A 23,913-nucleotide genomic window follows, 5' to 3' on the forward strand; every position below is an offset into this window, starting at 1 on the left:
TTGCGGGAGGGGTCGGATGACCTCATCCTCCCCTCCCGCTTGCGGGAGGGGTCGGGGGAGGGCATGTGAGCGGTGATGACAGACAGCCCCTCCCCTAGCCCCTCCCGTAAACGGGAGGGGAATTAGTGCCCCGCGAGATTACCGCCTTCTCCAACCCGCTGATCAAGCGCATGCGCAGCCTGCGCGAGAAGCGCCATCGCCGCGCCGAGGGGCTGTTCCTCGCCGAGGGCCTGCGCATCCTGACCGAGGCGCGCGAGAACGGGCGCATCCCGGAATTCCTGTTCTATTCGCGCGAGGGCGCTGCGCATCCGCTGGTGCGCACGCTGATTTTCGATGTCGAGGATAGTGGCGGTCAGGCGATCGAAACGGTGCCGGACATCCTGACCAAGCTGTCGGGCAAGGACAATCCGCAGGCCGTGGTCGGCGTGTTCGCGGCGTTCGATTCGGCCTTGGCGGTGCTCGACCGGAGCAGCGCGGACATCTGGCTGGTGGCGGAGCGGCTGCGCGATCCCGGCAATCTGGGGACGATCCTGCGCACCGGCGACGCGGTCGGCGCCGGCGGGCTGATCCTGCTTGGCGAGTGCGTCGATCCCTTCTCGATCGAGGCGGTGCGCGCCAGCATGGGGGCACTGTTCACCGTGCCGGTGGTGCAGGCGGAGTGGGACGAGTTCCTGCCCTGGCTGCGCAGCGGGCCGGGCCAGTTGGTCGGGCTCAGTTTGGACACCGAGAACGATTATCGCGCGGCCAAATATGACAGCCCGACCTTTCTGCTGACCGGCAACGAGGCGCAGGGCATGCCGCCGGAGATGGCGGCGGAATGCGACCTGCTCGTCAAGCTGCCGATGCTCGGCAAGGCGGACAGTTTGAACGCGGCGGTGGCGACGGCGGTGATGGCCTATGAGGTACTGGCGCAGCGGCGCGGCTGAACGGCGACCGGTGGAATTGTGTCCGCCTGTTGTGGTATGATCTCTTATGGTGTGATGCAGGAGACCGCCGGTGGACGTTGCAATCGGAAAGCGCTGGGAAGGCTTCGTGGAGGACGCCGTGAGGGACGGCAAGTTCGAGTCGGCCAGCGACGTGGTCAACGAGGGGCTTCGGCTGGTCGAGCAGCGCGAGGCAAAGCTGCAGGCGTTGCGCGAGACACTGGCGGCGTCGATCGCGCGCGGTGGGGCATATAGCGACGAGGAAGTTGGCGCATATATTGCCTCACGGCGTGACCGGCGCGCTGCTGCGACGGCGGCGGGATGACGCGGCCTCTGAATTACCTGGCGTCGGCGCGAGGTGATCTGGAAGCTATCGCAAACTATCTCGAAGATGAGACCGGAAGTGCAGCCCTGGCGGATGCGTTCGCCGATCGGTTGCGTGCTAAGTGCCGGAAGCTCGCGGCCCTGCCCGGCTCGCTCGGCACGGAAAGACCCAAGCTGCAATCCGGTATCCCTGCGAAGGCTACGTGATCTACTTCCGTTACACCACGAACGCTGTGGAAGTGATCAACGTTCTCCACGCGAGCCGCGACGCCGAAGCGCATTTCCACGGCTAGGCGCCCGCTCACTCGGCGGCCTCCTTCGACTCCTCCAGCAAGATCGGCGCCGTGCTCTGCCGCGCCAGCGTCTCGATCGCCGGGACGTCTTCCAGTTCACGCGCGCCGGTTTCGATGTTGAGCGCCTTGAACTTGCGGCCGGTGACCATCAACCGGCCGTTGAACGAATTGCTGAACGCATTGAAATTGCTCACCGCGCTGTTCAGCCCGGAGCCGACCTTGCGCAAATCGTCGGCCACCTTGGCCAGGCGATCATGCATCTCCTTGCCCAGCTCGCCGATCTGGCGCGCCTCCTTGGCGAGCTTTTCCTGCCGCCAGACGGCCGCGACGGTGCGCGCGATGGCGATCAGGTTGGTCGGCGTGGCGAGCAACACGCGCTTGTCGAAGGCGAAATCCCATAAGGTCGGATCGTGTTCGAGCGCGGCGGAGAGGAAATGCTCGCCCGGCACGAACATGATGACATAATCGGGGGCGTCGGCGAACTGGCTCCAATAGGCCTTGTTGCCGAGCCCGTTGACGTGCGCGCGCATCGCCGTGGCATGCGCGCCGAGCGCGACCAGTTTCCCGGCATCGTCGGCCGCGCCGAACGCGTCCTGATAGGCGTTGAGCGACACTTTGGCATCGATCACCAGCGATTGGCCGCCAGGGATGTTGATGATCACGTCGGGGCGCAACCGCCCGCCATCCTCGCCGGCGACGCTGACCTCGGTCTGGAAATCGGCATGTTCGGACAGGCCGCAGCTTTCGAGGACATTCTTCAATTGCTGCTCGCCCCAGCGGCCGCGCGATTTCGGCGCGTTGCGCAGCGAATTGACCAGCTTGGCGGCCTCGGTCGAGACCTTTTCCTGACCGATGCGCATTTGCTCGATCTGGCCCTTCAGTTCGCTGAACGCGCCTTTGCGCTCGCTCTCGACCTTCGAAACCGCTTCCTCATATTTGAGCAGTCGATCGCTGACCGGCTGGAGCATGGATTTGAGATTTTGCCCGGCGGTTTCCTCGGACTGTTTGAAGCGCTCTTCGGCACGCGTGAGAAACGCTTTCTGAGCCTCACCGAGCAACTTGCCAGCCACTTCGTTGAAGTGGCCCGTCATCGCCTCGCGCGAATTCTTAAATTCCTCCAGCCGCGCTTCGAACGCACTGGAATGCGCCTTGAGCGCGGCGTTCTCGGCGCGGAACGAGTCGCGCTCCTCACGGATCAGATCGAGCTGATCGCGCAGATAGGCAGCGGCCTTACCGCGTTCCTCGGCAGCGGCGAGTTCGGTGATCGCGCGCTTGAATTCCTCGGTCCGAGCATCGCGTTCGGCGCGGGCTTGGGCCGTGGGGCGGCTGCCGAGCAGCCAGCCCAGGGCAGCCCCGAGGATCACGGCGATCAGCGCGACGAGCAAAATTTCCATCACCGCGCCCCGCCGAAAGTAACGAAAGTAACACTACGTCCCCCTCGAAATCCCCCTCCCGCATGATCAGCATCGTAACTGGCGGCGATTTGGTTCGGGTAACGCATGCCGGGAACATAGATTGAACACTGCTTGTAGGACAGAGAGAAATCGCACACTTCGGCTTGCGGCCGCGTCGGGCGGGCTTAGGACGGTGCGCATGCTGACAGACATTGCCATCTCCCGCGCCGCCACGCTTCAGCCCATTGGGCAGATCGCCGCCAAGCTGAACATCCCGCCAGAAGCTGTTGAACCTTATGGGCATTTCAAGGCCAAGATCGATCTGGCGCGGGTCCCGGCGACGGGCAAACAGGGCAAATTGATCCTGGTCACCGCGATCAACCCGACGCCGGCGGGCGAAGGCAAGTCGACCACCTCGGTCGGGCTGGCCGATGCGCTAAACCTGATCGGACGCAACACCGTGCTGTGCCTGCGCGAACCTTCATTGGGCCCGTGCTTCGGTACCAAGGGCGGCGCGGCGGGCGGTGGTTATGCGCAGGTCGCGCCGATGGAGGATATCAACCTTCACTTCACCGGCGATTTCCACGCCATCACCAGCGCGCACAATCTGCTCGCGGCAATGATCGACAACCATGTCCATTGGGGCAATGCGCTGGATATCGACGTGCGGCGCATCGTGTGGCGGCGCGTGCTCGACATGAATGACCGGGCGCTCAGGGATATCGCACAGTCGCTGGGCGGGCCGGCTAATGGCTATCCGCGCGAAAGCGGGTTCGACATCACCGTCGCGTCGGAGGTTATGGCGATCCTCTGCCTAGCCGATGGGTTGGAGGATCTCGAGGCGCGGCTCGGGCGGATCGTGGTAGCCTATACGCGCGGCCAAGGATCAGAGGGGCGCCGGCCGGTGACGGCGCGCGATCTCAAGGCCGATGGTGCCATGGCAGTCCTGCTGGCGCAGGCGATCAAGCCGAACCTAGTGCAGACGCTGGAGGGCAATCCGGCGTTCGTCCATGGCGGGCCGTTCGCCAATATCGCGCACGGCTGCAATTCGGTGATCGCGACGCGCACCGCGCTGGCGCTGGGCGATTATGTCGTGACCGAAGCGGGGTTTGGCGCGGATCTGGGGGCGGAGAAGTTTTTTGACATCAAGTGCCGGCAATCGGGGCTGAAGCCGGCGGCGGCGGTGATCGTGGCGACGGTGCGGGCGCTGAAGATGAATGGCGGCGTGGCAAAGGGCGATCTGGGGCCGGCGGATGCCGCGGCGGTGCGGCGCGGTGGCGTCAATCTGGCGCGGCATATCGAGAATGTGCGCATGTTCGGCGGGCCGGTGGTGGTGGCGATCAATCGCTTCGATGGCGATAGCGACGAGGAGTTGGAGGTGATCCGCGAAATTGCTGCGGCGCAGGGCTCGGACGCCGTGCTATGCACGCATTGGGCCGACGGCGGCGCGGGCGCCGTGGCGCTGGCGGAGAAAGTCGCCGAGCTGTGCGATCACGGGAGCCCGCAATTCGCGCCGCTCTATGACGACGGTCTGTCGCTGTTCGAGAAGATCAACACTGTGGCGACGCGGATCTATCGTGCGGAGGAGGCGATCGCCGAGCCGTCAGTGCATGCGCAGCTCAAGCGCTGGGAGGAGGCCGGGTTCGGCGCCCTGCCCGTGTGCATGGCCAAGACGCAGTATAGTTTCTCGACCGATCCGGCGAAGCTGGGCGCGCCGACGCACCATGTCGTGCCGGTGCGTGAGGTGCGGCTGAGCGCCGGCGCGGGCTTCGTGGTGGCGATCTGCGGCGAGGTGATGACGATGCCGGGACTGCCGCGGGTGCCGGCGGCGGAGGGGATCCGCTTTGGGGCCGGGGGCGAGATCGAGGGGTTGTTCTAGATTTCGCTCAAAGTGGTACTGTGAGCGCGTTGTTTAAGGCCCCCTCACCCCGCCGCCTCACCGTCACCCCAGCGAAGGCTGGGGTCTCTCGCGGATAGCGAACCCGAAGCCGCTTGAGATCTTAGCTTTAGCTGGGACGACGTATTGGCGAGGGGTCCTGCCCTTAGCCCTTGCGCATCTTCGTCAGCTTCTTGAGCAGCATGTCGCGCTTCAGCTTCGAGATGTGGTCGATGAACAGCACGCCATTAAGATGGTCGATCTCGTGCTGGATGGCGGTGGCCATCAGGCCGTCGAAATCCTGCTCATGGCTCGCGCCCTGCTCGTCGAGCCATTTCAGGCGGCAGCGCGCAGGGCGCTGGACCTCGGCATATTGCTCGGGAATCGACAGGCAGCCTTCGCTGTAGCTGGACAGTTCCTCGCTGACCGAGACGAGTTCGGGATTGATGAACACGTGGGGGCTTCGCACCGGCTTGGCGTCTTCCTCGTCCGATTCCGGCTCCTGCAGGTCGATCGTGACGATGCGCTGTTCGATCGCCACCTGCGTCGCGGCGAGGCCGATGCCGCGCGCGTCGTACATCGTGTCGAACATGTCGGCGACGATCGAGCGGACCGCGTCGTCCACCTCCGCCACGGGTTTGGCGACGGCGCGCAGGCCGGGATGCGGTACTTCGAGAATTTCTAGGATTGCCATGGGCGCGGGCTAGGAAAGCCTGCGATGTACGTCAAGTTTCCTTCCTCTTTGCGCTCTCTGCGGCTCTACGCGAACAAGCAAAAGTTGGGTCGCGCAGAGGCGCGGAGGACGCGGAGGAGAAGAGGCTTCGCGCTCTTCGCGTATCTTCGCGCCTTTGCGTGAACCCACCTTTTTCACGCGAAGGCGCGAAGGGACGCGAAGGGACGGAGAGAATTTTGCGCTGCGCGGGCTTAAGTCACTGGGCGCCTGGCTCTGAGCGCCTGGGCGAGCGTGCCTTCGTCGAGATAGTCGAGCTCGCCGCCGACGGGGAGGCCGTGGGCGAGCTGGGTGACGCGGATCGGGAAGCGGTCGATGCGGTCGGCGATATAGTGGGCGGTGGTCTGGCCTTCGAGCGTGGCGTTCATCGCCAGCACGACTTCGTCGATGCCGCCCGCCTCGATGCGGCGGACGAGCGAATCGATCGTCAGGTCCTCCGGGCGGATGCCTTCGAGCGCGGACAGGCGACCGCCGAGCACGTGGAAGCGGCCGGGGAACAGCCGCGAGCGATCGAGCGCCCAGAGATCCGCGACTTCCTCGACCACACAGAGCGCGCGGGCATCGCGGCGGGGATCGGCGCAGATCGCGCAGGGGTTGGTGGTGTCGATATTGCCGCACACGCCACAGGTCGACAGCGTTTCATCGACGGCGTTGAGCGCATCGAGCAATGGGCCGAGCGCGGTCTCGCGCTTCTTGAGCAGGTGGAGCACGGCACGCCGGGCCGATCTGGGGCCGAGTCCGGGAAGCCGCGCCAGGGCTTGCGTGAGCGCTTCGATCTGTGGGGAGGCCATGGGGAACAGATAGGGGGTTGCGTGAGGGAATGCCAAGCGGCCAGAGCGTTCCCCATGCGGATAGTGTTCATGGGTACGCCCGAATTCTCGGTGCCGGTGCTGCAGGCGTTGGTCGATGCGGGGCATGACGTGGTGGCGGCGTATAGCCAGCCGGCGCGGCGCAGCGGGCGCGGCAAGGCGGTGACGCCGTCTTCGGTACAGGCGCGGGCCGAGGCATTGGGTATCGCAGTGCGCACGCCGGTGTCGTTGAAGGATCCGGCAGCGCAGGCGGACTTTGCCGCGTTCGGCGCGGATGTGGCGGTGGTGGCGGCTTATGGGCTGATCCTGCCGCGCGTGGTGCTGGAGGCGCCGCGTCTCGGGTGTCTCAACGTGCATGCCTCCTTGCTGCCGCGGTGGCGCGGGGCGGCGCCGATCCAGCGCGCGATCCTGGCCGGCGATGCCGAGACGGGCGTCGGCATCATGCAGATGGAGACGGGGCTGGATACCGGGCCGGTGCGGCTCGAGGGGCGCACGGCTGTTGAACGCAAGACGGGGGGGGAACTGACCGACGATTTGAGCGCGATGGGGGCGCGGCTGATGGTCGAGGTGCTGGCGGATATCGCCGCCTATCCGGCGGTGGCGCAGCCGGTGGAAGGCGTGACCTATGCGCCGAAGATCGACAAAGCGGAGACGCGGCTGGATTTCTCCAGGAGCGCGGTGGAGGCCGAGCGGCAGGTGCGCGGGTTCAATCCGCCGGGGGCGTGGTTCGAGGTTGCCGGAGAGCGGGTGCGGGTGTTGGCGGCGGACGTGCTGGCTACCCCCCCGCGTCATCCCAGCGAAAGCGGGGATCTCGTGGCAACCGGCAGTGCGCCGGCCGCGGAAGACCCCAGCTTTCGCTGGGGTGACGGTGTGGTGGTGGACGACGAACTTACGATCGCCTGCGCCGAGGGCTTGATCGGCCCTACCCTGCTGCAGCGCGCTGGGCGTGGCGTCATGACGGCGAGCGAGTTGCTGCGCGGCTTTGCGATCCCTGAAGGCACGCAGCTTTGACGCGGTTCGCGTTGACCGTGGAATATGACGGCCGCCCCTTCGCCGGGTGGCAGCGGCAAACGCATTCGCCCAGCGTGCAGGCAGCGATCGAGGCGGCGATCTTGGCCGTAACGGGCGAGACGGTGGCTGTGCATGCCGCCGGGCGGACCGACGCGGGGGTGCATGCGACGGCGATGCGTGCGCATGTCGATGTGGCGAAGCCGTTGACCGGTTTTCGGCTGGCGGCGGCGATCAACGCCAAGCTGGCGCTCGCACCGGTAGCGATCCTTGCTTGCGAAGCGGTGCCGGAGGACTGGCATGCGCGGTTTTCCTGCCTGGGGCGGCATTACGAATATCGCATCATCATGCGACGGGCGCCGCTAACGTGGGAGCGCGGACTGGCGTGGCGCGTGCCGGTGGCGCTGGATACGGCAGCGATGGCGGCGGCGGCGGCGCGCCTGATCGGGCGGCATGATTTCACCACCTTCCGCTCGGCGCATTGCCAGGCCGATAGCCCGCTGCGCACGCTCGATCGGCTCGACGTAGTGGCAGCGGGAGATCGGATCAGCGTGTTCGCCTCGGCGCGGTCGTTCCTGCATCACCAGGTGCGCTCGATGGTCGGGTGTCTGGCGCTGGTCGGGCAAGGCAAATGGTCGCCGGACGATATGGCGGAGGCGTTGGCCGCGCGCGATCGCACGCGGCTGGGACTCAACGCGCCGCCGGATGGGCTGTTCTTTATCGGGGCGGACTATCCCGGCTGAACTTGGCGGCCAGTTCGACATGCGTCGACCAGCGGAACTGGCCGACCGGCTGGATCCAGTCGAGCGTATAGCCACCCTGGCACAAAATCTCCGCATCGCGCGCGAAGCTGCTGGGATTGCACGAGACATAGGCGATCGCCGGCACTTTAGCCGGGGCCAGCAGCAACACCTGTTCGCGCGCGCCGGCGCGCGGCGGATCGAGCACGATGGCGTCGAAGCGATCGAGTTCGGCAGTGGTCAGCGCGCGGCGATAGAGATCGCGATGGTCGGCAAAGATCGGGCGGCGCGCCTGGGCGGCAGCGCCCTTGAGCGACAGGATCGCGTCACGCGCCGCTTCGCCGGCATAGACCTTGCCCGGCAAGGCGAAGGTGAAGGTGCCGAGGCCGGCGAACAGATCGGCGATCGTCGCGGCGCCGCTGGTGGCGGCGCGCACCGCCTCGATCAGTGCGGCTTCCCCGTCTGCGGTGGCCTGGAGGAAGGCGGCGACGGGCAGCGGCACGGGCACGCCGCTCAGCGTGATCGTCACCGGCTCGGGCTCCCAACGGATCTCGGGGCCCATGCCGCTATCGATCGCGAAGCGCGCGACGTTATTGGCGAGCGCAAAGGCGCTGATCGCTTCGGCCGCGTCGAGACCTTCGGCTTCCACGCCTTCGATGAGCAGGTCGAGGCCCTGATCGGCTTGGGTGAGATGGAGGCGGGCGCGACGGCCTTTGCGCAGGAACCTGGCCAACAGGACGCGCATAGGGGCAATGACGGCGAACAGTGCGGGGGTCAGCACCCAGCATTCGTGGATATCGACCAACGTGTGGCTGGCATTTTCGCTGAAGCCGATCTGCACCTTGCCCTGCTTGAGCTCGGCTTGCAGCGCGGCGCGACGGCGGGTCTTGGGGGGTGACAATATCGGCGTGCGGATTTCGGTCGAGAGGTTGTGCGCGGCGAGCGCACCCTGGATGCGGTCCGTAATGAACTGCGCATAGCTCTCGTCATCGAGATGCTGGAGCTGGCAACCGCCGCAGGTCGGGAAATGGCGGCAGGGCGGTAGCTGGTGGTGCGGGCCGGGAATGACCTCGAAGGCGGCGGTGAGCGTGTCGCCGGGCGCGGCCAGGGGCGCGCTGCGGCCATCGGCGGTGAGGCCGTCGCCGCGCGCAGCGACGCGAATGATGGTGTCGTTCATGAGGAGGCTCTAGCGGCACTCAGCGCCTGGGCAAGGTCGTCGGCGATAAAGGCGGCGCCACAGCGGCGTGCGGCCTCGGCGTGGAGCCAGACGCCGGCGGCTGCCGCGTCGAGCGGGGCGAAGCCGGCGGCGAGCATGGCGGCGATCGCGCCGGCGAGGACATCGCCGGTGCCGGCGGTTGAGAGCCAGGGGCTGGCTGTCTGCGCGATGCGGACCGTGCCGTCGGGGCTGGCGATGACGGTGTCGGCGCCCTTGAAGACGATTGTTGCGTTGGCTTGAGTTGCTGCATCGCGGGCGCGATCGATCTTGCTGACCGCGCAACCTTGTTCCCCCGCGACGGGGGTCAAGTCTGGGCCCCCGCCTTCGCGGGGGAACAAGGCGTCGAATTCGCCGGCGTGCGGGGTGAAGATTGTGGGCGCTTTGCGGTTAGCGAGTTGGGCGAGGCGGCTACCTTTGAGCAGGTGGAGCGCGTCGCCGTCGATGATCAGTGGGTGATCGGTGCCGAGCGCGGCGTCGAGCTTGGCTGCCGCGTCGGCATCGCGGCCGAGACCGGGGCCGATCAGGAGTGCGTTGATGCGCTTCTCGGCGATTGCTTCGGCAGAAAAGGCTTTGTGGACCAACGCGTCCGGCCCGCCCTGGTCGTCGCCGAGCAGCAGGACATAGCCGGCGCCGGCGCGCATTGCGGCGATGCTGGCGAGGCGGGCGGCGCCGGGCATGCTGCCGGCGATGATCGCGACCATGCCGCGCGTGTACTTGTGCGCATCCGGGCCGGGAGGCGGGAGCATTGGGCGCGCGAGGATTTGCGCTGCCGAGGACGTGGCCACGCCGAGGTCGAGAATGCGGATCGCGCCGCAGTGGCGGGCGGCGGGCTGGAGCAGGTGGCTGGGCTTGGCCGCGGCGAGCGCCAAGGTGACGTCGAAGTTGGGAATGTCGCTGAGCACGTGGCCGTCGTCGGTGATGACGCCACTGGGCAGGTCGATGGCGATAGTGAGGTGCGCGGCTTTGGCGAGTTCGCGGAGTTTGGTGGCGATCGGGGTTGTTTTCTCGTCGTCCTTCGCCGTCACCCCAGCGAAAGCTGGGGTCTCGCGCGACTCCTGGGCGCCGTTGTCCGCTTGAGATCCCAGCTTTCGCTGGGATGACGGTGGGGCCGGGGTGTCGTCCAGTCCGCGGGTCAGACCGGTGCCGAACAGGGCGTCGATAAGGATCAGGGCGGGCGCCGCGTCGGCGAACCGCTCGACGGGGCCGGGCCACCCTGCCCTCGCCGCCTTGGCCGCGTCGGTCTTCGGGTCGGCAAGGGCGGCGACGCGCACGCGCAAACCGGATTCTTGTAACAGCCGGGCGGCGACGTAGCCGTCGCCGCCATTGTTGCCCGGGCCGCACACGATCAGGATCGGATTGCTGCCGGCCAGACGGCGGACGGTGGCGGCGATTTGTTGACCGGCACGCGCCATCAGGCTTTCGACCGTGGCGCCGGCGGCGATGGCGGCCTGTTCCGCCGCGCGCATCTCGGCGGCGGTGAGGATCGGGCCGGCCAGTGGCGTCATGAAGCGGGCGTGCCGCCCTTTACCGTGGCCGGCAGGCGGTAGCGGCTGCCGCCCAGCGCGACTTCGATCTGGTTGCCGGGAAGGACGCTGACCTTGGCCTGCTCCGCCCCGTCCGCTGCGACGACGCCGCGGCCATCCTTGGTCACCAGCAAGCGGCGGAAGGCGCCATCGGCGTGGCGCAGCGTCAGGACCAGCCCGTCCGGCCCGGTCTGGCGCTCGACCGTGCAGGTCGGCGCGAACGCCCCCTGCCCCTGCGCGCACATCAGCCGCCCGTCATCGCCTTGCGCGGCACTACGCTCCGCCTCGTATTTGGCGAGCGTGGCGTGATCGGTCTTCTGCTCGCCGCACGCGGCGAGCAGGCAGACCAGGACCAGAAGGAAGGGACGCGTATCGGCGTCAGATATCCGCATAGACATGGGTTTCGGCCGCTGCTCCGGGGTGAGTGACGGCGCCCTTATAAGCGGGGCCGACGTTTTGGGCATAGCGCCACAAGGCGCCGGATTGGTAATCGTTGGCGCGCGGCACCCAGGCGGCGCGGCGCGTGGCCAGCACGTCCTCGTCGACCAGCAGATCGATCGTGCCGATCTCCGCATCGATGCGAATCAGATCGCCATTTTCGACCAGGGCGATCGGTCCACCTTCTGCGGCTTCCGGGCCGACATGCCCGATGCAGAAGCCGCGCGTACCGCCGGAGAAGCGACCGTCGGTGACCAAGGCGACCTTTTCGCCGAGGCCAAGCCCATAGAGCGCGGCGGTAGTGGAGAGCATCTCGCGCATGCCGGGGCCGCCCTTGGGGCCTTCGTAGCGGATGACGATCACTTCGCCGTCGTTGATCTCGCGTGCCTCGACCGCAGCGAAGGTATCCTCCTCGCAATCGAACACGCGCGCCGGGCCTTCGAACACCAAGCGGTGCATGCCCGCGACCTTGACGATTGCGCCGTCGGGCGCGAGCGTGCCGCGCAGGCCGACGACGCCGCCGGTGGGGGTGATCGGCGTCTTGATGTCGTAGATTACCTTCTGGTCCGGGTTCCAGGTGACCTGGTCGATATTCTCGCCCAAGGTTTTGCCGGTGACGGTCAGGCAATTGCCGTCGAGGAAGCCGCCGCTGAGCATCGTCTTCATCAGCATGTAGACGCCGCCGGCTTCGTACATGTCCTTGGCGACATACTGACCGCCGGGCTTGAGATCGGCGATATAGGGCGTCGATTTGAACGCCTCGGCGACGTCGAACAAGTCAAAGTCGATGCCGGCCTCGTGCGCCATGGCCGGGAGATGCAGCGCGCCGTTGGTCGAGCCGCCGGTGGCGGCGACGACGCGGGCGGCGTTGATGAAGGCTTCGCGCGTACAGATGTCGCGGGGGCGGATGTTGAGGTTGATCAGCTCCATCACCTGCGCGCCGGCGGCGATCGCGATCTGCTCGCGCGTGCTATACGGTGCGGGCACCATGTTGCTGTTCGGCAAGGACAATCCGATCGCCTCGCCGACACAGGCCATGGTGTTGGCGGTGAACTGCCCGCCGCACGCGCCGTGGCCGGGACAGGCGACCTTTTCCAGCTCGTGCAGGTCAGCGATCGGGCAATTGCCCGCGGCGTATTGGCCGACCGCCTCGAACACGTCGACGACGGTGACGTCCTTGTCGTGATAGCGGCCGGGCAAGATCGAGCCGCCATAGACGAAGATGCTGGGCACATTGAGGCGCAGCATTGCCATCATCATGCCGGGCAAGGATTTGTCGCAGCCGGCAAAGCCGACCAACGCGTCGTAGCAATGGCCGCGGACGCTGAGTTCGACCGAATCGGCGATCACCTCGCGGCTGACCAGCGAGCTCTTCATGCCCTGATGGCCCATGGCAATGCCATCGGTGACGGTGATGGTGTTGAAGCGGCGCGGCATGCCGCCGGCGGCGTTGACCCCGGCTTGCGCGGCGTCAGCTTGCGCATCGAGCGTCGTGTTGCAGGGGGCGCTGTTGTTGCCGGCCGAGGCCAAAGCGACGAACGGGCGGGCGATCTCCTCTTCGCTTAGGCCCATGGCATAATAATAACTGCGATGCGGCGCGCGTTCAGGACCGACCGAAACGTGACGGCTGGGCAGCGTGGATTTGTCAAAGGAGCGTGTCATGCGCACGCCTATGTCGCGAGAGGCAGGTTTGACGCAAGTCTATTGCGCGAAAAAGGACGGCGAGCATTGCGCTCGCCGTCCTTCGGGATGACGCCCGCGAGGGGATCATCAGCGGACGCTGCGCAGCGCGCCGGATCCGTTCGTGCTTGTAACAGCAAGGATGGGGCCAGTGGCGGATTTCTGCGGTTTGATCGCCAGGACCTGATCCGACTGTCCCGTAACGGGGCGTTTGACTGTTACGCGAGTGTCGATTCGAGACACCACCAGGCTGGATTTGCGGCGCGGATGGCAGCGGCGGCGGTACTGCGCTCGGCCGCACTGGCATATAGCGCGAAGCAGGTCGCGCCCGAGCCCGACATGCGCGTCAGGAGCGGATCGGTCATGGTGAGTCGGTCGATCACTGCGCCGATCACAGGGGCAAGCGTGCGTGCGGGCGGCTCGAGGTCGTTGCGCCCCGCCAGCGCGCGATCGAGCAGCGGGCCGTCGCTGATCGGACCGCGGTCGACGCCGTCCCAGCGCTGGAACACGGCGGCGGTGGAGACGGCGACGCGCGGATTGACCAGCAGGACCGGGATGTCGGTCAGGCCGTCCAGCGGCTGGAGTCGCTCCCCCCTGCCCGTGCCGACGGCGCTGCGGCCGTATAGGCAGGCGCGAACGTCTGAGCCGAGTGTATCGGCGCAGGCGAACAGGATCGGATTGTCGAGCTGGATGTGGTTGAGGCGGGCAAGCGCGCGGAGTGTGGCGGCGGCGTCGGCCGAGCCACCGCCGATGCCCGAGGCGATGGGCAGGTTCTTGGTCAGCGTGATGGCGTAATCTTGTTCTATGGCAAAGCGTTGCGCGAAGATGCTGGCGGCGGCTGTGACGAGATTGTCGGCCTTGGGATCGAGGCCAGCGGCGAAGGGCCCGTCGATGTGGAAGCTGGGCTGGCCCGGTTCGAGGCGGATTTCGTCGCCGTGGCGGAGGAAAGCGAACAGCGTCTCTAGCTCGTGATAGCCGTCGGCGCGGCGGCGGCGAACGTGCAGTGCGAGGTTGATCTTGGCGGGGGCCGGTTCGGCAGTCATGCGCAAACTCCCCTGTTCAGCGCTTCCCCGGCGCAGGCCGGAGCCCAGTCGTGGAACGATGGTTGGCGGGCGCTGCGCACAGTTATTTCAACCTTCGCGACTGGGCCCCGGCCTTCGCCGGGGAAGCGGTGGGAGAGGAAAGCGCGCCGCGGCGAAGCCGCGTCGTCGGTCGGCGCTTGGGCGCCGCCGACCGGACGCGCCTTGAGCCGCGACGCAACTTCGTTGCGTCTTGGCCGGCGCGTTACATATTCGGATAGTTCGGCCCGCCGCCGCCCTCCGGCACCACCCAATTGATGTTCTGCGTCGGATCCTTGATGTCGCAGGTCTTGCAATGGACGCAATTCTGCGCGTTGATCACGAACTTGGGATTACCCTCCTCCTCGCCGACGATCTCGTACACGCCGGCCGGGCAGTAACGCTGCGCCGGCTCGTCATACATCGGCAGGTCGTATTCGACCGGGATAGTGGGATCCTTCAGCGTCAGATGGACCGGCTGGTCCTCCTCGTGATTGGTGTTGGAAATGAACACCGAGGACAGTCGATCGAAGGTCAGCACGCCGTCCGGCTTGGGATAGTCGATCTTCTTGACCATGTCCTTGCGCCACAGGCTCTTGTGATCGGCATGGTGCTTCATGGTGAAGGGCAATTTGATGCCGAAGCTTTCCAGCCACATGTTGATGCCGGCGAGCGGCGTGCCGAGCAAGGCGCCGAACTTCTCGACGATCGGCAGCACGTTGCGGACGACGGACAATTCCTTCTTCACCCAGCTCTCATCGAACGCCGCCGGATAGGCGACGAGCTCGTCATGCTGGCGCTGCGACATCACGGCGTCGACCGCGGCCTCGGCGGCCATCATGCCGGACTTCATCGCGGTGTGCGTGCCCTTGATCCGCGGCACGTTGAGGAAACCGGCGCTGTCGCCGATCAGCGCGCCGCCGGGGAAGACCAGCTTGGGGATCGACTGCAGCCCGCCATCGCTGATCGCGCGCGCGCCATAGCTGACGCGCTTGGCGCCCTTGAGCAAGGCGGCGACCTGCGGGTGGGTCTTCCAGCGCTGCATTTCCTGGAACGGGGAGAGATAGGGATTGGAATAGCTCAGCCAAGTGACGAAGCCGATCGACACCTGGCCATTGGCCTGGTGGTAGATCCAGCCGCCGCCGTTCGAGCCGGTTTCGCTGAGCGGCCAGCCCTGCGTGTGGATCACGCGACCCGGCGCATGCAGCGCGGGATCGATATCCCACAATTCCTTGACGCCGAGGCCGTAAACCTGCGGTTCGGCGTCCTTGGCGAGATCAAACGTGCGGATCAATTCCTTCGACAGATGCCCGCGCACGCCTTCGCTGAAGAAGGTATATTTCGCATGGAGTTCGAGCCCCGGCGTATAATCCGGCTTGTGCGTGCCATCGCGCGCGACGCCCATGTCGCCGGTGGCGACGCCCTTGACCGAGCCATCTTCGTTGAACAGCACTTCGGCCGCGGCGAAACCAGGGAAGATCTCGACGCCGAGTTCTTCCGCCTGGGTGGCGAGCCAGCGGCACAGATTGCCCAGGCTGCCGGTATAGGTGCCCTTATTATGCATGAAGCCGGGGGTGGCGATATGCGGCATGCTGTACTGCTTGCTTTTGGTCAGGATCCAATGCTGGTTGTCGTTCACCGGCACTTCAGCGAGCGGGCAGCCATCATCGCGCCAGGAGGGCAGCAATTCGTCGAGCGATTTGGGATCGATCACCGCGCCGGACAGGATGTGCGCGCCGACTTCCGAACCCTTTTCGAGCACGCAGACGGAGATGTCGGCCTCTTTTGCCGCCGCGGCCTGTTTGATGCGGATCGCCGCGGAAAGGCCGGCGGGCCCAGCGCCGACGATCACGACGTCATAGGGCATGGATTCGCGTTCGCTCACTCTTCGTCTCCATCAAGGACCATGCCCGCGCGCTCTCGTCGCGTGGCAGCAACGCCCCGTCCAAGTTGCGGTGCCAGTAAGTTGACCTTCGCGTCAACATGTCTCCTATAGGGATATATGGGGGCCGATCAGAATTACGACTGGAATCAAGCCGCTGCGAGCGCGATTGCGTGGTGGCAGGATGCCGGCGTCGACATCATTATCGACGAGGAACCGCGCAACTGGCTGGCCCGGCCGGCCGCTGCCGCCAGCGTAACGACCGTCGCCACCGTCGCCGCACCGGTGGCCTTGCCCGAGACGGCGGCCGACTTTGCGATCTGGCGCGCCGGCGCGGACGTGCCCGAAGCGACCTGGCATGGTCCGGGGATCGTCGCGCAGGGCGATCCGGCGTCGCCGATCATGATCCTGATCGACATGCCCGAGCGCGAGGATGCCGACAGCGGCATGCTGTTGAGCGGTGCCGCGGGCAAATTGTTCGATCGCATGCTGGCCGCGATCGGCCGGACGCGCGAAACGATCTATCTGGCGGCCGTGTGCACCAAGCGGCCGGCGGCGGGCCGTGTCGCGCCGGAGATGGAAGCGCGGCTGCACGAACTGGCGCAGCATCATGTCGCGCTGACCGGCGCCAAACGCGTGCTGCTGATGGGCAATGCGCCGAGCCGTGCGCTGCTCGGGGCGGATGCGATGCGGGTTCGTGGTAGTTTACACTCGCTTAACCTTAAAGCTGGCACGATAGCGGCAGAGATCGAAGCGGTGGCGAGCTTTCATCCCCGCTTCCTGCTCGAAAAACCCGCCGCCAAGGCCGAAGCATGGAAAGACTTGCAGATGCTGATCGAGGGATTGGAATCGTGAGAAACGTATTTCTGGCCGGGGTGATGGCCGTGATCCCGCTGGGCGGCGCCATGGCCGCCGGCACCGCGGCCCCCGCCCCCGTTCCGGCGGCTGCACCCTATGAGGCGCCGCGCGCGGACGGCATTCCCGATCAACTCGATACTGGGCAGCGCGACGGCTATCGCACGGTGTTCGCCGCGATCCGCGACCAGCGCTGGCTCGATGCGCAATTGCAGCTCGATTCGATGAAGCCGGGCCCGCTGCACGCCATCGCCCGCGCGGAAATGCTCACCGCCAAGGGTTCGCCCAAGGCCGATCTCGATCCGCTGCTGAAGCTGCTCGCCGAGGCGCCGGAACTGCCACAGGCGACGCAAATCTATGCCATGGCCAAGTCGCGCGGCGGGGTCGACCTGCCGCCGCTGCCGGAGGCCAATCGGCTGACCTGGTTGGGCGGCGCGCCGGTACGGTTGCGCGCCAAGAGCATCAAGAGCGACCTGTCGAGCGCCGAACTGGCGATCAAGATGCATCCTTTCGTCAAGGCGGATGATGGCGCATCGGCCCAGGCACTGCTCGAGTCGACCGTCGGCCTGACGCCGGAGGCGCTGACCGAGTGGCAGCAGAAGGTATCGTGGATCTATTATCTGCAGGGTAATGATCGGTCCGCGCGGGACATGGCGTCGAAGGCGGCGCAGGGCTCGGGCGACTGGGCGATCCAGGGCGACTGGGTCAATGCGCTGGCGGCGTGGCGGCAGAAGGATTGCACCGCGGCGGGCCAGGCGTTCGAGCGCGTCTCGGCGCGGGCCGGCGACATCGAATTGCGCTCCGCCGGCCTATATTGGGCAGCGCGCGCCGACATGGCGTGCGCGCGGCCCGACCGGATCGAGGCACGACTGAAGAGCGCGGCGCAGTATCGCGAAACGTTCTACGGGCTGCTCGCGCGCCAGGCACTGGGCATCCGCGACGTGACGCCGAAACCGGACAAATATGTCGCCAGCGATTGGCAGACGCTTGCGCGGCGCCCCAATGTGCGTGTCGCCGCCGCGCTGGTGGAGATCGGCGAGAACAATCTGGCCGACGAAGTGATCAAGCAGGAGGCCAAGCTCGGCAGCCCGCAGGAATTCCCCGCTTTGGTACGGCTGTCGAACAGCTTCAACCTGCCCAGCACGACGGTGTGGCTGTCCTATAACGGCCCGGTTGGCGCGACGACCTCGGTCGCGGCGCGCTATCCGGCGCCGAACTGGACGCCGGACGGCGGCTGGCGCGTCGATAAGGCGTTGGTCTATGCCCACACGCTGCAGGAATCGCGCTTCCGCACCGATGTGGTGAGCCCGGCCGGCGCTTACGGCCTGATGCAGGTGATGCCCGCCGCGGCGACCGATATCGCGCGCAAACATGGCCGGCTGTACGATCGCACGATGCTGTCGCGGCCCTCGGTCAATATGGAAGTCGGGCAGAGCTATCTCGAGCAATTGCGCGATCTGCCACTGACCGGCGGGCTGCTGCCCAAGGTCATCGCGGCCTACAATGCCGGGCCGGCGCCGGTGCAATTGTGGAACGCGCTGTCGCGCGATGGTGGCGATCCGTTGCTATATATTGAGTCGATCCCCTATTGGGAGACGCGCGGCTATGTCAGCACCGTGCTGCGCAATTACTGGATGTACGAGAGCCAGAGCGGCAAGCCGGCATCGCCGAGCCGCACTGCGCTGGCGCAGGGCCTGTGGCCGCGCTTCCCCGGCATGGCAGGCGCCAGCAGCGTACGGCTTACCGCAGCCCCGAAGGGTGTGATCCTCAGTGCCAATTGACGAGGGCGCGGCGTTCAAGCCCGTCCGTATTGCCGTCCTGACCATTTCCGACAGTCGTCGGCTGGCCGACGATCGGTCTGGCCAGGCGCTGGTCGATCGGCTGACCGCGGCCGGGCATGTGCTGGCGGACCGCTCGATCGTCACCGACGACGTGCCGGCGATCGTCAGCAAGCTGCACCGCTGGATCGACGACGACCAGGTCGATTGCGTGATCACCACCGGCGGCACCGGCGTCACCGGGCGCGACGTGACGCCCGAGGCGATCGAGCAGATCCAGGACAAGGCGATTCCGGGCTTCGGTGAACTGTTCCGCTGGCTCAGCTTCCAGACCATCGGCACGTCGACGATCCAGTCGCGCGCCTGCGCCTGCGTGACGCGTGGCACCTATATCTTCGCGCTGCCCGGCTCGACCGGCGCGGTGAAGGATGGGTGGGACGGGATCCTGGTTCATCAATTGGATAGCCGGTTCAAACCGTGCAATTTCGTCGAGCTGATGCCGCGGCTCATGGAGCGCTGAGCGGGAAGCGCTGTTCCCCGCGCGACGAATAGCGTAGCCTTTCGGAGGTGGGGGAGAGCGACCATGGTGACGCAATTGATCTATATGTCGCAGCCGTTCGGCTATGACAGCGCGATGCTGGCGGGAATCCTAGCAGCCGCCCGCCGCAACAATCCGCGCCACGCGATTACCGGTGCGCTGATCTGCCGCCAAGACATCTACCTGCAGTTGCTCGAAGGCGATGCGGCGGCGATCGACGCATTATACCAGCGGATCTCGATCGACGATCGGCATCTGGCCGTCACCTTGCTTAGTCGGGCGGAGGTCCCCGATCGGCTATTCTCGGCCTGGGCAATGCTGCACGATCCGGCGCGATCCTGGCTTTGGTCGGTCGATGAGGTCGCGCAGGGTGCAGTCCGTGACGCCGGGCCATTGGCATTGCAGCGGGTATTCGAACGGATCGCTGCCGAGGTCATGCAGGACGATCTGCCTGGCTGAGCCGCTGCGAGCCGCGCGTCGTTCTTGTTATGTTCCCTATGGCATGCTATCGATCGGCAATGGTCGGCTCCCGCCCCTCCGGCGCCCGTACGCAGCGTGGCGCAACGCTCAACCAGGAGAGCAGCCGCTTCGGCTTGCCCGATCGCGCGGCGGACGGCGACTGGCTCGATGCGCGCGAGGAGCTGGACGGGCCGGCGCCCAAGCTGCGCACCACCGTGACGGTAGAGACGGCGCGGACGATCATCTCGCGCAATGCGTCGCCGGATATCGGCTTCGATCGCTCGATCAATCCCTATCGCGGGTGCGAGCATGGCTGCATCTATTGCTTCGCCCGGCCGAGCCACGCCTATCACGATCTGTCGCCAGGGCTGGATTTTGAAAGCCGGCTGTTCGCCAAGCCAAATGCTGCCGACCTGCTGCGTGTCGAGCTGGCCAAGAAGGGTTATGTGGCGCGGCCGATCGCGTTCGGGACCAACACCGACCCGTATCAGCCGATCGAAAGCGACTGGCGCATCACCCGGTCCTGCATCCAAGTGTTGGCCGAGTTCGATCATCCGCTGACCATCACCACCAAATCGGACCGCGTGACGCGCGATATCGATCTGTTGGCACCGATGGCGGCAAAAGGGCTGGCGGCGGTGGCGATGTCGATCACCACGCTCGAGCCGCGCCTCGCCATGACGCTGGAACCGCGCGCGCCCTCCCCTGCCCGGCGGCTGGCAGCGGTGCGCAAGCTGAGCGAGGCAGGCATCCCGACCTATGTATCGATCGCGCCGGTGATTCCCGGGATCACCGATCACGAGCTCGAACAGATCATCGAACAGGCAGCGATGGCCGGCGCGCGATCGGCGTTCTTCCTACCCGTGCGGTTGCCGCATGAGGTGGCGCCGCTGTTTCGGGCCTGGCTGGACACGCATTTTCCCGATCGCGCGGGGAAGGTGATGGCGGTGATCCGCGAGTTGCGCGGCGGGCGGGACAATGATCCGAATTTCCACACGCGGATGCGCGGACAGGGGCCATGGGCGGAATTGTTGCGCACGCGTTTCCAGATTGCTTGCCGCAAAGCCGGCTTCACCGGCGAGCGCTTGGCGGTGCGAAGCGATCTGTTTCGGCCGCCGGCGGGGCCGCAGGGGGAACTTTTCTAACCGGCGGGATGGGTCAAGCGGCACGAGCCGACGCAGCGACGGGCATGTCGATCGCCGGCAGTCGTTCGAACGCCGGTTTGGCGAGCAGATAGCCCTGGACGAGGTCGATGCCGATCGAGCGCACTGCATCCAGCTCGGCACGGGTTTCGATCCCCTCGGCGACGAGACGGATACCAAGTCGCGCGCAGAGGCCGACGACGGATTCGACGATCATGCGGCGCGGCATGCTGGCGTCGATCCCGCGCAGCAGATCCATATCGAGCTTGATCACGTCGGGTTGGAAGCGCGCCAGCAGACTGAGCCCGGCATGGCCGGCGCCGAAATCGTCGATCGCGGTGGTGAAGCCCATCGCACGATAGGAATCGACGATATTCTGGACATGCTCGGGATCGACCATCCGCTCATTTTCGGTGAATTCGAACATCAGCCGGTCGAGCGGCAGCCCGGTCGCCGCGGCGGTGCGCAGGGTCAGCTGAATACAGGCCGCGGGCGAATAGACCGCATTGGGCAGGAAGTTGATCGAGAGCAGCGCGCCGCTATCGAGGATGCCGGCGGCGACCGAGCGTTCGATTGCGGCGACCCGGCAGCGCTGATCGAAGGCATAGCGATTATCGTCGGTAACCTGCCCCAGGACCGACGCGGCCGAGGCCCCATCGGCACCGCGCACCAGCGCCTCATAGGCCCAGGGCCGGCCCGTCGTCATATCGACGATCGGTTGAAACGCCATGGATAGGGCGAAATCGAGCGCAGCGCCGTCTCGGCACCCGGCGCAGGGGGAGGAACGGTTTGTCATCAAGCACTTATACGACTCAAGACTTAACGGATCGTACCTAACTTATGTTGTTCGGCGATATTGTTCGGATCCGTCGTGAACCGGGACGGGCTTCACTCGTTGCCATGATACTCGATCATTTGGAGACGAATCATGGCCACGGCTAACAGCAACGACGTGACGCAGTCCCTGTTCATCACCGGGCTGCAGAATATCCACGGTGTGGAAAACCAGGCGTTAGCGCTGATCGACCGGCAGCTCGATCACCTCGAAAACTATCCCGAAGTGTCGGACATGCTGCGCAAGCATCGCGGCGAAACCGAGGAGCAGATCAAGCGCGTCGACGCGATCCTGGCGGAATTCGATAGCGATCCGGCCAAGCTCAAGGACATTTTCCTGAGCATTGCCGGCAATATGGCGGCGATCGCGCACATTCCGGCGCCGGACGAGATCCTCAAGAACAGCTTCGCCAATTACGCCTTCGAGAATTTCGAGATCGCTGCCTATACCTCGCTGCTGACCATGGCCGAGGCGGCCGGCGTGGGCAATCTGGCCGCGCCGCTCGAACTATCGCTGAGCGAAGAGCAGCGCATGGCCACGTGGGTGCTGGAAAGCCTGCCGGCGCTAACCACCAAATATATCGGCCGCCGCGAGGCCGGCGAAACCGCCAGCCATTGATCGACCGACAAGCCGGTGGCGTCAGACCGCCGCCGGCTTGTGATCCTTGTAGCGCGCGCGCAGTTCGGTCTTGAGCAATTTGCCGGTGGCGGTGTGCGGCAGGCTTTCGACGAACAGGATATCGTCGGGCAACCACCATTTGGCGACGTGGTTGCCGAGATGCGCGATGATCTCGGCCGGCGTGACTTGGCTGTCCGGCTTGCGCACGACGAGCAGCAAGGGGCGCTCATCCCATTTGGGATGATAGATGCCGATCGCCGCGGCCTCCCCGACCCCCGGGCAACCGACGGCGGCGTTCTCGAGCTCGACCGAGCTGATCCATTCGCCGCCGGATTTGATCACGTCCTTGGCGCGATCGGTGATCTGCATCGTGCCATCGGTGTGGAGCACGGCGACATCGCCGGTATCGAACCAATTGTCGGCATCGACCGCATCTTCGGGCGCGCCGAAATAGCGCTGCACGATCCACGGGCCGCGGACCTGCAGACGGCCGGAGGATAGTCCGTCGCGCGGCTGTTCGCGATCCGCGTCGTCGATCACCCGCAGTTCGATGCCGAACGGGATGCTGCCCTGGCGTTGCAGCATGTCGAGTTGCGCCTCGCGGTTCATCGCGTCCCATTCGGGCGGCGGCGTGGCGGCAGTGGCGACGGGCGAGGTTTCGGTCATGCCCCATAAGTGGATGACCTTGATGCCCATATCGAGGAAGCGCGCGATCATCGCGCGGGGGGCGGCCGAGCCGCCGACGGTGATCTGTTCGACGGTGGCGGGGCGCTCGCCGGTGGCGTCGATATGCTGGAACAGCGCCAGCCACACGGTCGGCACGCCGCTGGCCAAGGTCACGCGTTCGCGGTTCATCAGCCCGCACAGGACCGCGGCATCGTTGACCTGGCTGAACACCATTTTGCAGCCGGCCAGCGGCGCCGCGAAGCACAGACCCCAGGCGGCGGCATGGAATAGCGGCACGATCGGCAGCATCGTGGTGCGCGCGCTGAGCGTCATCACCGACGGGGAGCAAGCGTGCATGGCGTGGAGCAGGGTCGAGCGGTGCGTATAGAGCACGCCCTTGGGATGGCCGGTGGTGCCGCTGGTGTAGCACAGCATGCACGGCTCGCGCTCGCCGCCTTCGACCCAAGTGTAGGTGCCGGTCTCGGCGTCGAGCAGGGACTCGAATGCACCGTCATCGAAACAGATATAATGTTCGATGCTGGTCCATTGCGCTTTGAGGCGATCGACGATCGGCTGGAACAGCTTGTCGTAGAGCAGGACGCGGTCCGCGGCGTGGTTGGCAATATAGACGAGCTGTTCGTCGAACAGGCGGGGATTGATCGTGTGGACGACGCCGCCCATGCCGATCGTACCGTACCAGGCGACCAGGTGGCGATGATGGTTCATCGCCAAGGTCGCGACACGGTCGCCTGCGACGATGCCGAGCTTTTCGAGCGCCTGGGCGAGCTTTTTCGAGTCTCGCGCGATGCCGGCCCAGTTCGTGCGGGTCTCGCTGCCGTCGGCCCAATGGCTGACGATTTCGCGGCCGGCGTGTTCGCGGGCGGCATGGTCGAGCAGCCGGGGGACGCGTAGTTCGAAATCCTGCATTCCACCCAGCACGTCGCTCTCCTCATCCGCTATCGTGCGGTTATCGCACCAGCATAATGACGGAGACGCGCGGGGCAATCCCGCGACTGTAACGAAGTGCTTCGGTCAGCGGGACAGACCTGTCGCGCGCATTGCCACGTCATCCCAGCGAAAGCTGGGATCTTATGCGGCTCGCAGCGGACGCGAGCCGCAGGAGACCCC

General features: G+C 66.0%; 23 protein-coding genes. 12 read left to right on the forward strand and 11 right to left on the reverse strand.

What is annotated here, in order from left to right:
- Positions 1-125: 125 nt before the first annotated feature.
- From U1739_RS03270 to U1739_RS21110, 3 genes are all read left to right on the forward strand, one after another.
- Positions 126-926 (forward strand): TrmH family RNA methyltransferase, encoded by an 801-nt coding sequence (locus U1739_RS03270; RefSeq protein WP_332703936.1) that lies wholly within the window; start codon positions 126-128, stop codon positions 924-926.
- Between the two features lie 70 nt (positions 927-996).
- Positions 997-1,248, forward strand: a complete 252-nt coding sequence (locus tag U1739_RS03275; protein ID WP_332703937.1) for a type II toxin-antitoxin system ParD family antitoxin — start codon at positions 997-999, stop codon at positions 1,246-1,248.
- Positions 1,245-1,454: a type II toxin-antitoxin system RelE/ParE family toxin gene (locus U1739_RS21110; RefSeq protein ID WP_443025484.1), complete on the forward strand. Its 210-nt coding sequence runs from the start codon at positions 1,245-1,247 to the stop codon at positions 1,452-1,454. The genes U1739_RS03275 and U1739_RS21110 overlap by 4 nt, the downstream gene beginning before the upstream one ends.
- Before the next feature lie 94 nt (positions 1,455-1,548).
- On the opposite strand, the gene U1739_RS03280 is transcribed toward U1739_RS21110, so the two are convergent.
- Positions 1,549-2,934 (reverse strand): DNA recombination protein RmuC, encoded by a 1,386-nt coding sequence (locus U1739_RS03280; RefSeq protein ID WP_332703938.1) that lies wholly within the window; start codon positions 2,932-2,934, stop codon positions 1,549-1,551.
- Between the two features lie 199 nt (positions 2,935-3,133).
- Here U1739_RS03280 and U1739_RS03285 point away from each other — a divergent pair, with 199 nt between their 5' ends.
- Complete coding sequence (locus U1739_RS03285) at positions 3,134-4,813, forward strand: formate--tetrahydrofolate ligase (RefSeq protein WP_332703940.1); 1,680 nt, start codon at positions 3,134-3,136, stop codon at positions 4,811-4,813.
- A gap of 163 nt (positions 4,814-4,976) precedes the next feature.
- Here U1739_RS03285 and def read toward each other — a convergent pair whose 3' ends face one another.
- Positions 4,977-5,504 carry a peptide deformylase gene (def, locus tag U1739_RS03290; protein ID WP_332703942.1) on the reverse strand — a complete coding sequence of 176 codons (528 nt, stop codon included), beginning with the start codon at positions 5,502-5,504 and terminating at the stop codon, positions 4,977-4,979.
- 230 nt (positions 5,505-5,734) lie between these two features.
- Entirely contained in the window at positions 5,735-6,331 is a 597-nt protein-coding gene (gene recR, locus U1739_RS03295) for a recombination mediator RecR (protein WP_332704853.1), read from the reverse strand.
- Between the two features lie 54 nt (positions 6,332-6,385).
- Here recR and fmt point away from each other — a divergent pair, with 54 nt between their 5' ends.
- Together fmt and truA are read left to right on the forward strand one after the other, a co-directional pair.
- Complete coding sequence (gene fmt, locus U1739_RS03300) at positions 6,386-7,360, forward strand: methionyl-tRNA formyltransferase (RefSeq protein WP_332703944.1); 975 nt, start codon at positions 6,386-6,388, stop codon at positions 7,358-7,360.
- Positions 7,357-8,100: a tRNA pseudouridine(38-40) synthase TruA gene (truA, locus tag U1739_RS03305; RefSeq protein ID WP_332703946.1), complete on the forward strand. Its 744-nt coding sequence runs from the start codon at positions 7,357-7,359 to the stop codon at positions 8,098-8,100. The genes fmt and truA overlap by 4 nt, the downstream gene beginning before the upstream one ends.
- Here truA and U1739_RS03310 read toward each other — a convergent pair.
- The 6 genes from U1739_RS03310 to U1739_RS03335 all read right to left on the reverse strand — a co-directional run bounded on the left by U1739_RS03310 (position 8,075) and on the right by U1739_RS03335 (position 15,897).
- Positions 8,075-9,274: a class I SAM-dependent RNA methyltransferase gene (locus U1739_RS03310; protein WP_332703948.1), complete on the reverse strand. Its 1,200-nt coding sequence runs from the start codon at positions 9,272-9,274 to the stop codon at positions 8,075-8,077. The genes truA and U1739_RS03310 overlap by 26 nt on opposite strands.
- Positions 9,271-10,818: an NAD(P)H-hydrate dehydratase gene (locus U1739_RS03315; protein ID WP_332703950.1), complete on the reverse strand. Its 1,548-nt coding sequence runs from the start codon at positions 10,816-10,818 to the stop codon at positions 9,271-9,273. The genes U1739_RS03310 and U1739_RS03315 overlap by 4 nt, the downstream gene beginning before the upstream one ends.
- Entirely contained in the window at positions 10,815-11,234 is a 420-nt protein-coding gene (locus U1739_RS03320; protein WP_332703952.1) for a hypothetical protein, read from the reverse strand. Before U1739_RS03320 ends, U1739_RS03315 begins: the two co-directional genes overlap by 4 nt.
- The gene (ilvD, locus tag U1739_RS03325; RefSeq protein ID WP_332703954.1) at positions 11,215-12,936 is read right to left on the reverse strand and encodes a dihydroxy-acid dehydratase; all 1,722 of its coding nucleotides are present in this window, start codon (positions 12,934-12,936) and stop codon (positions 11,215-11,217) included. Before ilvD ends, U1739_RS03320 begins: the two co-directional genes overlap by 20 nt.
- A gap of 236 nt (positions 12,937-13,172) precedes the next feature.
- Positions 13,173-13,997, reverse strand: a complete 825-nt coding sequence (locus U1739_RS03330; RefSeq protein ID WP_332703956.1) for a 4-(cytidine 5'-diphospho)-2-C-methyl-D-erythritol kinase — start codon at positions 13,995-13,997, stop codon at positions 13,173-13,175.
- 241 nt (positions 13,998-14,238) lie between these two features.
- Complete coding sequence (locus U1739_RS03335) at positions 14,239-15,897, reverse strand: electron transfer flavoprotein-ubiquinone oxidoreductase (protein WP_332703958.1); 1,659 nt, start codon at positions 15,895-15,897, stop codon at positions 14,239-14,241.
- Between the two features lie 117 nt (positions 15,898-16,014).
- On the opposite strand from U1739_RS03335, the gene U1739_RS03340 reads away from it, so the two are divergent.
- The 5 genes from U1739_RS03340 to U1739_RS03360 all read left to right on the forward strand — a co-directional run bounded on the left by U1739_RS03340 (position 16,015) and on the right by U1739_RS03360 (position 20,669).
- Entirely contained in the window at positions 16,015-16,749 is a 735-nt protein-coding gene (locus tag U1739_RS03340; protein WP_332703960.1) for a uracil-DNA glycosylase, read from the forward strand.
- Between the two features lie 23 nt (positions 16,750-16,772).
- Positions 16,773-18,530, forward strand: coding sequence for a lytic transglycosylase domain-containing protein (locus tag U1739_RS03345; protein ID WP_443025500.1), 1,758 nt, complete (start codon positions 16,773-16,775; stop codon positions 18,528-18,530).
- The gene (moaB, locus tag U1739_RS03350) at positions 18,520-19,047 is read left to right on the forward strand and encodes a molybdenum cofactor biosynthesis protein B (protein ID WP_332703962.1); all 528 of its coding nucleotides are present in this window, start codon (positions 18,520-18,522) and stop codon (positions 19,045-19,047) included. The genes U1739_RS03345 and moaB overlap by 11 nt, the downstream gene beginning before the upstream one ends.
- 63 nt (positions 19,048-19,110) lie before the next feature.
- Positions 19,111-19,524, forward strand: a complete 414-nt coding sequence (locus tag U1739_RS03355; RefSeq protein WP_332703964.1) for a BLUF domain-containing protein — start codon at positions 19,111-19,113, stop codon at positions 19,522-19,524.
- A gap of 59 nt (positions 19,525-19,583) precedes the next feature.
- Positions 19,584-20,669, forward strand: a complete 1,086-nt coding sequence (locus tag U1739_RS03360) for a PA0069 family radical SAM protein (RefSeq protein WP_332703966.1) — start codon at positions 19,584-19,586, stop codon at positions 20,667-20,669.
- A 13-nt stretch (positions 20,670-20,682) separates the two neighbouring features.
- On the opposite strand, the gene U1739_RS03365 is transcribed toward U1739_RS03360, so the two are convergent.
- Positions 20,683-21,396, reverse strand: a complete 714-nt coding sequence (locus tag U1739_RS03365; protein WP_332703968.1) for an EAL domain-containing protein — start codon at positions 21,394-21,396, stop codon at positions 20,683-20,685.
- Positions 21,397-21,594: 198 nt separating this feature from the next.
- Between U1739_RS03365 and U1739_RS03370 the strand changes: the two genes are divergently transcribed.
- On the forward strand, positions 21,595-22,119 hold the full coding sequence (locus U1739_RS03370) for a ferritin-like domain-containing protein (RefSeq protein WP_332703970.1): 525 nt from the start codon (positions 21,595-21,597) through the stop codon (positions 22,117-22,119).
- A gap of 21 nt (positions 22,120-22,140) precedes the next feature.
- Here the strand turns inward: U1739_RS03370 and U1739_RS03375 are convergent, their stop codons facing one another.
- Positions 22,141-23,712, reverse strand: a complete 1,572-nt coding sequence (locus U1739_RS03375) for a long-chain fatty acid--CoA ligase (protein ID WP_332704857.1) — start codon at positions 23,710-23,712, stop codon at positions 22,141-22,143.
- Positions 23,713-23,913: the final 201 nt, after the last annotated feature.

This window comes from Parasphingomonas puruogangriensis, assembly GCF_036663635.1.
In the GTDB taxonomy this organism is placed as follows: Bacteria; Pseudomonadota; Alphaproteobacteria; order Sphingomonadales; family Sphingomonadaceae; genus Sphingomonas.